Origin of the sequence: Nocardia salmonicida NBRC 13393 (assembly GCF_001613085.1) — a bacterium.
GTDB lineage: Bacteria > Actinomycetota > Actinomycetes > Mycobacteriales > Mycobacteriaceae > Nocardia > Nocardia salmonicida.
In genome coordinates this window covers 478,514-489,982 of record NZ_BDBR01000002.1, presented here as the reverse complement: position 1 = coordinate 489,982, position 11,469 = coordinate 478,514, and the positions used below count along the sequence as shown (strand labels likewise).

Sequence of the window (11,469 nt, the reverse complement as noted above, 5' to 3'; positions counted from 1 at the left end):
CCTGTTCGGCGCGCCGCGTCCGCAGAGCCCGATTGTGAGCCCAGGAGAATTGTGGTGTCGCGCGTAGTACCCGGCCTAGCTGCCGATGCCGTCCAGCGTGAAGAGCTGGCTATGCGGCGCATGACCGAGAGTTTGGTCGAAGACCTGTCCGAGAACGTCCCCGTCGACCAGGTGACGTCGGCGGTAGGCGCCGCGCACCATCGTTTCACCGATAAGCCGATCCGGGAGTTCGTACCGATTCTGGTCGAGCGGATCGTGCGCCGTGAACTCGCCGATCCCGATCCGACGGTGCGGATTCCGGCGCCCTCGGCCAGCGTGCGGGCCTCCGAGCTCATCGCGCGAGAGTCGAACACGACCGAGAAGCAGCCCAAGCGGCTGGTGAGCAGGCGGGCGGCGGTGCCGTTGTCGCTCGGCGCGGTCGTGGTGGTCGCCGCCGTCGTGGCCGGGGTCGTGCTGTTGCCCGGAGGCGCCGATGCTCCGGCCGCCACTCCGGTCGCCGCGGCGACTGTGGTGCGCGGTGTCGTCGGGTCGGAGAAGATGTCGTTCTTCGCCGACGAGCGCGTGGTGAAGGTGCTCGCCGACAACGGCATCCGCGTCGAGGTCGAACCGGCCGGTTCGCGCCAGATCGCGACCACCGTCGATCTCGGCGCCTTCGATTTCGCGTTCCCGTCCAGCATTCCGGCCGCGGAACGAATCCAGCGCCAGCGCAACATCACCACCAAATACACGCCGTTCTCGTCGCCCATCGCCATCGCCACCTACCGGCCGATCGCGGACCTGCTGACGACGGCCGGGGTGATCAAGCCGGGTCCGGTCGCGACGTTCGACATGAACAAGTACCTGGAGTTGGCCGGCACCGGCGTGCAGTGGGACGACCTGCCCGACAACACCACCTACCCGGTGGCCAAGAACATCCTGGTCTCCACCACCGATCCGCGCAGTTCCAATTCCGCGGCCATGTACCTGTCGATCGCCAGCTACGTCGCCAACGACCACACCATCGTGCGCGGCGCCACCGCCGAACAGCACGTGTTGCCCGCCCTGTCGAAGCTGTTCCTCGCCCAGGGCTACACCGACAACAGCAGCGAAGGACCGTTCAACCAGTACCTCACCAACGGTATGGGCCCGACCCCGCTGGTCTGCATCTACGAGGCGCAGTTCGTCGAAGCGGCGGGCAAGGGCCGGATCAAGCCGGACATGGTGCTGACCTACCCGACCCCGACCGTCCTGTCGAGTCACACGCTGGTCCCGTTGAATCCCACCGGCGACAAGATCGGCAAACTCCTCACCGACAACCCCGAGCTGCGTCGTCTGGCCGCCGAACACGGTTTCCGCACCGGCGACACCGCCCAGTTCACCTCGGTCGCCGCCGAGCGCTCGGTGCCGGTGGCCGCCGATCTGATCGACGTGGTCGACGTCCCGGCCTACGAGACCCTCGAGCACCTGCTCGACGGGGTCGCCAATTCCTACAACTGAACCTGACCCACCCTGGTGCCGTGCAGCTCTCCGCTGTGCGGCACCGGCGTTCGTTCGCTCGCTGCTGCGGTAGTGCCGGTGCTTGTCGGTCGGATCACTGCGTGCTCGTATGGTTCCAGGTGAGAGCTCAGCATGCGAAACCCCTTGACGGACGGGCTGACATGCGGGAATCGTAGTCACCGCGACGCGGGGGGCTTGACACGTATTCAGTGCACGACTGTACACTGAGCTTTCCAGGTGATACCAGCTGGTTTGCACTGCGAATGGAGTCCCACCGAGATGGACAAATTCGAACCCGGCCGAGAACTGCTCAACGAACTGTCCATCGCGGCGCGCCGAACAGGTACCGCGCTGGCGAGCATCGTGAGCGACGCGGGACGCAAGAGCGCCCGCGAAGTGGTCGATCTGGCCCACGAAGGTCGCGAACTGGTCGCCGCGACACTGCGCGCACGCGCGGACGAACTCCGCCGTCGTCGTTAGCTCGACCGCGCCCCGTCAGCGAATGTGCCATAGCGGGGAACATCCTTGCCGATTCGGCAATTTTTCTGGGCAGCTCGGCTGACAGCTGGTGATACTCGGGTCCTCGATTCGAGGAGGACCGCCCATGCTGGACAACCCTATTCGCGCCCATACGACCGCCGTTCGTCCCTGGGCGGTGCTGGCGGTGTGTTCGTTGAGCCTGTTCGTCGTCGGGCTCGACGCGACCATCGTCACCGTGGCCCTGCCCGCGATCGGTGACGGCATCGGTGTCGGGCCGCAGGGCCTGGAGTGGGTCGTCGACTCCTACACGTTGGCGCTGGCGAGCTTTCTCATCACCTCGGGGGCGATCGCGGATCGGGTCGGGCGGCGTCGGGTATTCCGGCTCGGCCTCGCGGTTTTCGGCTTCGCTTCGGCAGTATGCGCGCTGGCACCGACGGTCGAGGTACTGATCGCGGCGCGGATCGCCCAGGGTGTGGGTGGATCGATGCTGAGCCCGGTGGCGTTGGCGATCGTGGTGTCGACGATCACCGATCCGCGGCAGCGCGCACGGGCGATCGGGGTGTGGGCGGCGGTGTTCGGGGTGAGCATGGCGGTCGGGCCGACGTTGGGTGGGGCGCTGGTCGACTGGTTCGGGTGGCGGTCGGTGTTCTGGATCGCGGTACCCGTGGTGGTGATCGCTCTCGTCCTGAGCGCGGTGTTCGTCCCGGAATCGCGGGCCGAACAGGCACGCCGGATCGACGGCGTGGGGCAGGTATTGCTGGTGCTGGTCATCGCAGGGGTGATCGCGCTGCTCATCGAAGGCCCACGGATCGGATGGAGCTCGGCCACGGCAGTCGCCGGATATCTCGGCGTCGGGGCCGCGACCGCCGGATTCGTGTGGGTGGAGCGCCGGGTGGCCGAGCCGTTGATCGATCCCGCGCTGTTTCGGCGGGCGCCCTTCTCCGCCGCGGTCGTCGGGGCGGTGGTGGTGTTCGTCGCGCTGACGACCACCTTGCTGCTGAGCACCTGGCATCTGCAGCAGGGACGGGGGATGGGCGCGGTCGCGGCGGGAGCGATCACGCTGCCGCTCGCGGTGGCCGCGACCTTCTGCGCACCGCTGTCGGGAATTCTCGTCGGCCGCGTCGGTGCTCGACTGCCGTTGTTGCTCGCGGGTGGATTCCTCACTGCCGGTGGAGCTCTGCTCGTCGGCGCTGGTGACAAGCCGGATCCGATCGTGCTGTTGGGCGCGTTCGCGCTGATCGGGGTCGGCTTCGGGTTCGCGAACGCCCCGATCACCAACACCGCCGTGAGCGGATTGCCCGCCGCCAGGGCCGGGGTCGCGGGTGGGATCACCTCTACCGCTCGGCAAGTCGGCGCCGCGGTCGGTATCGCGGTTGCCGGCGGACTGATCGCCGGTGCCGGATCGGCCCGGCTCGGGTGGATCGTCGTCGCCGGTTGCGGCGTGACCGTGGTGGCGCTGGCCCGACTTTCGCCATCGAAAGATCTCTGACCTGCGACAAAGGTTATGGTGAAAGAACATTCGCAACGACCGATGAATTCTCGCATCCCGCACCGTCTGTATGAGTGCTACCTGTAGCCGAGATCCGGGAGAGCCTCATGACCGCCAGTTCCGCCGTCACCACCGGCACCCTCGTGGTGCCCGACGCCCGCCTGTATTACGAGGTCCGTGGGTCGGGACCGCTGCTCGTCCTCGTCGGCGCCCCGATGAACGCCGCCTCGTTCGCCGCGGCCGCCGAACAACTCGCCACCACCAACACCGTCCTCACCACCGACCCGCGCGGCCATTTCGGTAGCCCTCTCGACGATCCGAACCAGGATTCGACGGTGCTCGCCCGTGCCGGGGACCTGGCCCAGCTCATCACCCATCTCGACGAGGGCCCGGCCGTGGTCTTCGGATCCAGCGGCGGCGCCGTCACCGGGCTGGCTCTGGCTCAGGCCCACCCCGATCTGGTCACCACCGCCGTCGCCCACGAACCGCCGCTGCGCGAACTGCTGCCCGACGCCGATGCCCAGCGCGCGCTCACCGAGGACATCGTCGCCACCTACGCCACCGGCGAGGTGGTCGGCGCCTGGCGAAAGTTCTTCGCCCAAGCCGAGATTCCCATCCCGGACCCGATGCTCGAACAGATCTTCGGCGGCGACCGCGATCCTCAGCAGGTGGCCAGCGAACGCTTCTGGTTCGCCCATGAACTAGGCCAGACCACCGCCTGGGTACCGGACCCGCCGTTGCTGCGCTCGATCCCCACCCGTGTGATCGTCGGAATCGGTGCCGAATCCACCGGCCAGTTCTGCGATCGCACCACACGAGAACTGGCCTCGGCGCTGGGCGTGGACCCGGTCCTGTTCCCCGGCGACCACACCGGATTCGTCAACGACCCCGTCACCTTCGCCGCGCGCCTGCAAGAAGTACTCGACGAGCCGTGAGCGTGGTTGCTCGCACACGGCGAGGCCGGGAGAGAAGATGCCAGGCATGAGCGAATCCCAGGACTGGAACAGCAAGATCATCGCCGAGTTCCGCGACAACGACGGGCGAGTGGGTGGGCCCTTCGAGGGTGCGCCGATGGTGCTGGTGCATCACCGAGGGCGGCGCACCGACCGGCAACTGGTGTCTCCGATGATGTACCTGGCCGATGAGAACGACCCGAAGGTCATGTATGTCTTCGCGTCCAAAGCCGGTGCCCCCACCAATCCCGACTGGTACCACAACCTCGTCTCGGCGGGCAAAGCAGAGGCGGAGGTCGGCACCGAGACCTTCGCGGTCACCGTCACCGAAGTCACCGGCGCCGAACGTGACCGCCTCTACGCCGAGCAGGCGCGACGGTATCCCGGTTTCGCCGAATACGAGGAGAAGACGAAGGGTATCCGCACCATCCCGGTGCTCGCGTTGCGTCGGAACTGATCTGATGACGTAGCGGGGCAGGGCGACCGGACCGCCCTGCCCCACTACCGCAGTCCGATGTGGTGGTAGTACCGCAGTCCGATGTCTGTGTGGGCCTGCGCTTCCTACCGTTCGATCATGCGTTTTGGAATCTTCACCGTGCCGATCCTCACGGCCGCGCTGGTCCTGTCCGCCTGCACGACGAGTGAGGCCGATCCTGTCGCGGTCGCCCGGGTGGACAGCGTGCGAGGCGACCTCGATTCGATGGTCGGCGCGGGCGCCGTCGGGGCCATGGCCACGCTCACCGAGAACGGTGTGAGCACCGTCGTCGGCGCCGGTCTGGGCGATGCGCTCGCCGCGACTCCGATCGTCACCGACGTCGCCCAGCATGTGCGGATCGGCAGCGTCACCAAGGCCTTCACCGCCGCGATCATGCTGCAACTGGTCGCCGAACACCGCGTCGACCTCGACCGGTCCGTCGACACGTACCTGCCCGGATTGCTCACCGGTGACGGCGTGGACGGTCGCGCGATCACCGTTCGTCAGATCCTGGGCCACCGCAGTGGCCTGCCCGAGCCGGCTCGATCCCCCGAGCTCGACGAACACGCAGCGGCCGAGAACGGTCGCACCTTCACCCCGGCCGAGGAGATCGCACTGGCCCTGGAGAACCCCGCGAAGTTCGCGCCCGGCAGCCGGTTCGAGTACACCAACATCAACTACATCGTCGCGGGCATGCTGATCGAGGCGGTGACCGGACACCGCTACACCGACGAACTGCGCGACCGCATCCTGACCCCGCTCGGCCTGTCGAATACCTACCTGCCCGCCACCGGCGAAACCGGGCTGCGCCTGCCCCATCCCACCGGTTACACCGCGATCGACGGGACCGTCACCGACACCACGCCGATGGAGCCGTCGGTGCCGTGGACATCCGGTGCCCTGGTCAGCACCGGCGCAGATGTGAATCGGTTCTTCCTCGCGCTGCTGGACGGTCAGGTCGTACCCGAGCCACAACTTCGGCAGATGCTCGACGGAATCGACATGGGCAACGGGGACGGCATGTCCTACGGTCTCGGTCTCGGCTACACCCCACTGCCGTGCGGTGCCCAGTTTGTCGGCCACATCGGCGGCGTTCCCGGATTCTCCACCGTCGCGGGCGCCACCCGAGCCGGCCGGGCGGTCACCATCGTCTACACCGGCACATCGTCGGCTGTCGATCTCGGCGGGATGCTCACTCACGCACTGTGCGACTGAATATCGCGCCTCAGAGCATTGGTGGCGCGGGATGCAAAGTTGCACCAGGTGCATTTATGATCGCGTCACGGCAGCGCTCGCTCACCGTACGCAGCGCGGTGATGAGCTCCGGTGGATCGGTGACGGTGAACTCGGTGTCCAGGGCGGTGATCATCCAGGCCAGCGAGGCAGGGGAGTCGGCACCCAGATGCAGCAGGCAGCGGGAGTCGTCGACCGCTTCGAGCACACCCATTCCCGGCCAGACACGATCGGCCAGCGCGGTGGCCGATCCGTGCAGGGTGACGACCGTGCGCCACGGCCACGACGCGACCGACAGCCTGCGTGACAGATAGGTTGCCGCGTCGCCGTCGGGCAGTGGGCGCGGGGCGAAACGTGGGCCCGTCGGCACGCGCGGCTGGAGCCGGTCGATGCGGAAGGACCGCCAGTCCGCCCGGTCGACATCCCAACCGACCAGATACCAGTGCCTGCTCACATTGACCAGCGAATCGGGTTCGACATCGCGGCGAGATGTGTGACCGGCGTGGTCGGTGTAGTCGAAACGCAGACGTTCGTGGCGTCGACAGGCCTCCGCGATCGTCAGCAGGATCTCGGGCGCCACCCGCGGTGCTTCGGCGGCGACCCGCACCATCGACTGCTGCAATGTCGTCAGCCGATGCCGCAGCCGCGACGGCAGCACCTGTTCCAGTTTGGCCAGTGCGCGCGACGACGCGTCCTCGATGCCGGTGACGGTGCCGCCCGAGGTGGTGCGCAAACCGACCGCGACGGCCACGGCTTCCTCGTCGTCGAGCAGCAGCGGCGGCATCGACGCACCGGCCCCCAGTCGATAACCCGCGCTGCCCTGCAATGCCTGCACCGGATAACCCAGTCCGCGCAGCCGTTCCACATCGCGGCGCACGGTGCGGGCGGTGACTTCGAGCTTGGCCGCGAGTTCGGCGCCGGACCACCCGCGGTGGGTCTGTAGCAACGACAGCAGACGCAGCAGCCGGGCAGAGGTGTCGGACATCTGTTCATCATGCCGCGAACTTAGGAACGATACTGACCTAAGTGGAACCTAGCGTTGTCGGTATGAGCGACATCGACACCTTCCGAATCGACATCCCACAGCCCGAACTCGACGACCTGCACGAGCGGCTCGCCCGCATCCGCTGGGCCGAGGACCTGCCCGGCGCCGGCTGGACCTATGGCCTGCCCACCAGCTACCTGCGCGATCTCGCCGACTACTGGCGGACCGGGTTCGACTGGCGCGCCGCCGAAGCCGCACGCAACGCCCACCCGCAGTTCGTCACCGAGATCGACGGACAGCGCCTGCACTTCACCCACGTCCGCTCTGGCGAACCGGACGCGCTGCCGCTGGTGCTCGTGCACGGCTGGCCGTTCACCGACTTCGGCGCGACAATCGGACCGCTCACCGACCCGCGTGCGCACGGCGGCGACCCGCGCGACGCGTTCGACCTCGTCATCCCGTCCCTGCCCGGTTTCGGCTTCTCCGGACCCACGCATCAGCCCGGCCACGCCGCGACCGAGCGATCCGCCGAACTGATCGCCGGGCTGATGAGCGAACTGGGCTACGAACGCTACGGCACGCAGGGCGGCGACGCGGGCTCGTTCATCGCCCCGCAACTGGGTCGCGTCGACACCGCGCGAGTCGCCGGCGTGCACCTCAACGCCGCGATCACCATCCCCGCCTGGAACGACGACGGCGCGGGCTACACCGAGCGGGATCAGGAAAAGCTTGCCGCACTCCAGGATTGGAGCAGCAACGAAACCTCGGCCTACGCGGGTGTCCACGGCACCCGCCCCCACACCCTGGCCCACGCGCTCACCGATTCGCCGGTCGGCCTGCTCGCCTGGATCGTCGACGTCGTCAACACCTACAAGGACCCCGCCGCCGCGCTGCCCGAGGACTCCCTCGACCGCGACGCCATGCTCGCCGAAATCGCGATCCTGTGGTTCACCGGCACCGCCGGATCCTCGATGCGCCTGTACAAGGAATCCCAACAGTGGGGCGCCGACCTACCCAGCTCCGGTGTCCCGACAGCGGTCGCGGTCTTCCCCGGCGACTCCACGATTCGCGGCATCGCCGAGAAACAGAACAACCTCGTCCGCTGGACCGAATACGACCGCGGCGGGCACTTCGCCGCGATGGAAGCGCCCGACCTGCTGGTCGAGGACGTGCGCGAGTTCTTCCGCTCGGTGCGGTAGGCACGTCGGCCTCCGGGTCACGACCTGGGGGCACCGCCGTCTCGATGCCACACGGCACCGATCTCGCTCAATCGCTCGACCGCGTAGGCGGGGTCGACCAGTGCTTCCGGGGTGTGGACGCCCGGTGCGGGGCGATCGCCGCGCAGGCCGAGCAGCCTTTCGACGCCGAGCGCGATCCCCAGGGCAGTCAACGGGCGCTGCCCGTCCCGATGGACGAGATGCTGTGCCCTCGCGATCGGTTCGCCGGTCGAGTCGGTGCCGACGAGATCGATGCTGATCTCGAGGGAGGCAGGTTCGCCGCGACGTCTGGTCGGGGTCTCGCCCACTGCGAAGTCGACCCGGACATTCGGTGCACCGGTCGCGAGGGCCAGGCTCGGCACATCGAGAACCGGGATGCTCTGACCGGGCAGCGCGGTGCCGTCGACCGTGTAGACGTCGGCTCGTGCGTCGGCCTCGGTGAGCCAGGTGAAGACGCCGTCGCGTCGCACCGGGCCTGCCGAGGTGACGGCCGACCAGCGCTCCAGGTCCGCGATTCCCGCCGGTCCGCCGGTGTCGGTGTCGTCGAGGGCGACACCGACTCGAACCGAGTCGACACTGTCGAACTCGCGCGCGGAATCCAGTACGGCGAGAACGATGATTCCCGCCATCAAGTGGCTGGCGACCAGAACCGGTGCCGTACTCGACCTTTGCGCGCCCGCGACGATCTCCGGGCCGATGTCGAGCAGGCCGCTGGAGATGCTGAGGTAGGGCAGTCCGTGGTCCTGTGCGAAGTGCAGGCCGTTGAGTCGGTCGTCCCACAGTGTCGCGACCACCGCCGAGTAGGCGGCATCGGCGAGACCGAGATCGCGGCGGGACAGATCGATCGTGACAGCGGTCGCGGTGCCGAGTTCGTCGGCCACACGTTGCGCCCGGCCGAGATCGCGACCCGCGATGCTCAACGGCAGGGTCGGATACCACCGGCGCAACAGGGCGGCGGTGTCCGACCCCGCCAGCCCCGAACCACCCATGATCAGTACCGATTTCTCCATGGTGAATTCCTCTCCAGCCCGTAAGTTACAGTTTGTAACTTACTCTTTGTAGCTAAACTGGAGGAATGGCGCAAGGGAGGACGATGACCACACGATCGGCTCGGTTGGCGAAGCCGGCCAGGCGCGAGCAACTGCTCGATACCGCCTTGACGTTGGTCCGCGAGCACGGCACCGACGGCCTGACCCTGGCCACCCTCGCCGAAGCCGCAGGAGTGAGCAGGCCGATCGTCTACGACCACTTCGGCACCCGCCCCGAACTGTTGCTCGCGCTCTATCGGCAACTCGACGAACGCCACCGCCTGGCCTCGGAACAAGCCGTCCGCGACGCCACCCCGACCGTCGACGAGATCGCACGCGTCATGGGCGCCGCCTACTTCGCCTGCGCCACCGACATGCCCGAGTTCGACGCGATCTCCGCCGCGCTGAAAGCGAACCCGGACGTCCAAGCGATCCAGCACGACATGCTCGACAGCTACCGAGACTGGATGGCGGCCACCCTGCAACCGTTCTCCGCACTCACCACCGCGGCGCTGCGGCTGCGCTGTGTCGGCGTGCTGGGGGCGGCCGAAACGCTGGCCGCGGAACTGAACCTGGGCGCGACGTCGGCCGAGGAGGCAGTCTCGGCGCTGACCGATCTGATCGTGGGGAGCATCGGTGCGAGACAGCGGAACTGACGGTCCGGGAGCGCCCGCGTTGATCGCACCCTCCGTCGATCTGTACAGCACGTGGCGCGAGGCGCATGCGGAGTGGGGTCCCGGTGCCCACGAGGACGGTTTCGGCCTGCTGCCGAGTGACGACGTGGACTCCGTGGCTGGATTCGAGGTCTGGGTGGCGCGGCTCGCCGCCGCATCGGCGGAGAGTGGCGACCGGCGCTGCTCGTATCGCTGGATAGTCGAGGGTGATCGTGTACTCGGTGGGATCGCGTTGAGGCACGGGACCGGTGACTTCGTGCGGAAATTCGGCCATATCGGTTACGGGATCCGTCCTTCCGCGCGTCGACGCGGTCTGGCGACCTGGGCATTGGGTCAGATCATCGCTGACGCGAGAACGGCGGGCATGGACCACGTGTCGGCAGTCTGCGCGGCCGACAATGTCGGGTCGGCGAAGACGATCGAACGCCAGGGTGGCGTACTCGAGGCGATCGAGGACACCGAACTCGGTCCGGCGCGGCGGTATCGGATCACAGTTCTGGGGCAAAGCGGCACTTCTGGCGTGGAGGGGCGCTGACGTAGCGCCCCTCCACGGCCGATCATCGACGGCCGAAGTGTTCGACCAGTCGGGAGTAGCTGTCCTGTCCGTGGCCTGCCGCGATGGCCTCGGCGACCAGGCTTCGCGTGTAAGTGGGCAGATCTGTATCGATGCCTCGGGCCTGGCTTTCGGCGATCAGGTCATCGAGGGAGGGCAGGTGGTGGCTCAGGTCGCCGAAAGGGGTGGCGAATTGACCGTGATCTATTTCCTTCGCCAGCATCGGGAACAGGGTCGGCAGGGCCGCCAAGGAGGGCAGCGCCTGCTGGTGGAACTCGTCGATCCGAAGCCCTGCGTTGCCGAGAAGTGCTGCGGCGTGGAGGAATCCGTTCAGCAGGCCCCACATGATGTCGTGTACGGCCATGCCGTACAGCGCCGGTACGCCCGGGTCGGCAGAGACGTAAGTGGCGCGGCCGCCGAGAACCTGGAGCAGGGTTTCATACTGGTCGAAGGCATGGCGGGCGCCGCCGTAGAACACCAGCGTCTCGGGGGAGCCGATGCCCGGGGCGATGGTCATGATCTGGCCGTGCAGGTAGTCCGCGCCGTATTCGTTCGCCAATTTCTCAGTGGCAGTGGCCTGTTCGGAGGTCCCGTCGGTCAGGTCGACCACGGTTCGCTCCGCGAGCCGCGACCCCGCCGCGCGCAACAGTTCCGCTGCCACCGCGCCACCGGTGACATTGACGATCACCACCTCGGCTGCTCCGACCGCCTCCGCCGATGACGCGGCCCACCGGGCTCCCTTGGCCACCAGCGGATCCGCTCTGTCTGGCGACCGGTTCCACACGGTGACACGGTGACCACTCTCCACGAGAGCTGCGGCCAGTGCCGACCCCATCTCGCCCAAACCCAGAACTGCGACTGCCGGTGTATTTTCGTGTCCGCTCATGGACCGGACACTAGAAGCTC

The 11,469-nt window shown here is 67.6% G+C and carries 12 protein-coding genes; 9 read left to right on the top strand and 3 right to left on the bottom strand.

Annotated elements, in window-relative coordinates; translation table 11 throughout:
* Nucleotides 1-54 precede the first annotated feature (54 nt).
* The 6 genes from NS1_RS02860 to NS1_RS02835 all read left to right on the top strand — a co-directional run bounded on the left by NS1_RS02860 (nucleotide 55) and on the right by NS1_RS02835 (nucleotide 6,088).
* The gene (locus tag NS1_RS02860) at nucleotides 55-1,476 is read left to right on the top strand and encodes a three-helix bundle dimerization domain-containing protein (protein WP_255284385.1); all 1,422 of its coding nucleotides are present in this window, start codon (nucleotides 55-57) and stop codon (nucleotides 1,474-1,476) included.
* A 279-nt stretch (nucleotides 1,477-1,755) separates the two neighbouring features.
* Nucleotides 1,756-1,956, top strand: coding sequence for a hypothetical protein (locus NS1_RS02855; RefSeq protein ID WP_056819754.1), 201 nt, complete (start codon nucleotides 1,756-1,758; stop codon nucleotides 1,954-1,956).
* 124 nt (nucleotides 1,957-2,080) lie between these two features.
* On the top strand, nucleotides 2,081-3,445 hold the full coding sequence (locus tag NS1_RS02850; protein WP_062981229.1) for an MFS transporter: 1,365 nt from the start codon (nucleotides 2,081-2,083) through the stop codon (nucleotides 3,443-3,445).
* 107 nt (nucleotides 3,446-3,552) lie between these two features.
* On the top strand, nucleotides 3,553-4,380 hold the full coding sequence (locus NS1_RS02845) for an alpha/beta fold hydrolase (protein ID WP_062981227.1): 828 nt from the start codon (nucleotides 3,553-3,555) through the stop codon (nucleotides 4,378-4,380).
* Between the two features lie 46 nt (nucleotides 4,381-4,426).
* A complete protein-coding gene (locus tag NS1_RS02840) occupies nucleotides 4,427-4,855 on the top strand; it encodes a nitroreductase/quinone reductase family protein (RefSeq protein WP_062981225.1) in 429 nt (142 codons plus the stop codon).
* Between the two features lie 117 nt (nucleotides 4,856-4,972).
* Nucleotides 4,973-6,088, top strand: a complete 1,116-nt coding sequence (locus NS1_RS02835) for a serine hydrolase domain-containing protein (protein WP_062981223.1) — start codon at nucleotides 4,973-4,975, stop codon at nucleotides 6,086-6,088.
* A gap of 10 nt (nucleotides 6,089-6,098) precedes the next feature.
* On the opposite strand, the gene NS1_RS02830 is transcribed toward NS1_RS02835, so the two are convergent.
* Nucleotides 6,099-7,091: a helix-turn-helix transcriptional regulator gene (locus tag NS1_RS02830; protein ID WP_062981221.1), complete on the bottom strand. Its 993-nt coding sequence runs from the start codon at nucleotides 7,089-7,091 to the stop codon at nucleotides 6,099-6,101.
* 62 nt (nucleotides 7,092-7,153) lie between these two features.
* On the opposite strand from NS1_RS02830, the gene NS1_RS02825 reads away from it, so the two are divergent.
* Complete coding sequence (locus NS1_RS02825; RefSeq protein WP_062981219.1) at nucleotides 7,154-8,290, top strand: epoxide hydrolase family protein; 1,137 nt, start codon at nucleotides 7,154-7,156, stop codon at nucleotides 8,288-8,290.
* Between the two features lie 17 nt (nucleotides 8,291-8,307).
* On the opposite strand, the gene NS1_RS02820 is transcribed toward NS1_RS02825, so the two are convergent.
* Nucleotides 8,308-9,318, bottom strand: a complete 1,011-nt coding sequence (locus NS1_RS02820; RefSeq protein ID WP_062981217.1) for a saccharopine dehydrogenase family protein — start codon at nucleotides 9,316-9,318, stop codon at nucleotides 8,308-8,310.
* A gap of 83 nt (nucleotides 9,319-9,401) precedes the next feature.
* Here NS1_RS02820 and NS1_RS02815 point away from each other — a divergent pair, with 83 nt between their 5' ends.
* Together NS1_RS02815 and NS1_RS02810 are read left to right on the top strand one after the other, a co-directional pair.
* Nucleotides 9,402-9,992: a TetR/AcrR family transcriptional regulator gene (locus tag NS1_RS02815; RefSeq protein WP_062981215.1), complete on the top strand. Its 591-nt coding sequence runs from the start codon at nucleotides 9,402-9,404 to the stop codon at nucleotides 9,990-9,992.
* Nucleotides 9,993-10,011: 19 nt separating this feature from the next.
* Nucleotides 10,012-10,545 carry a GNAT family N-acetyltransferase gene (locus tag NS1_RS02810; protein WP_255284384.1) on the top strand — a complete coding sequence of 178 codons (534 nt, stop codon included), beginning with the start codon at nucleotides 10,012-10,014 and terminating at the stop codon, nucleotides 10,543-10,545.
* 22 nt (nucleotides 10,546-10,567) lie between these two features.
* On the opposite strand, the gene NS1_RS02805 is transcribed toward NS1_RS02810, so the two are convergent.
* On the bottom strand, nucleotides 10,568-11,449 hold the full coding sequence (locus tag NS1_RS02805) for an NAD(P)-dependent oxidoreductase (RefSeq protein ID WP_062981212.1): 882 nt from the start codon (nucleotides 11,447-11,449) through the stop codon (nucleotides 10,568-10,570).
* Nucleotides 11,450-11,469 lie beyond the last annotated feature (20 nt).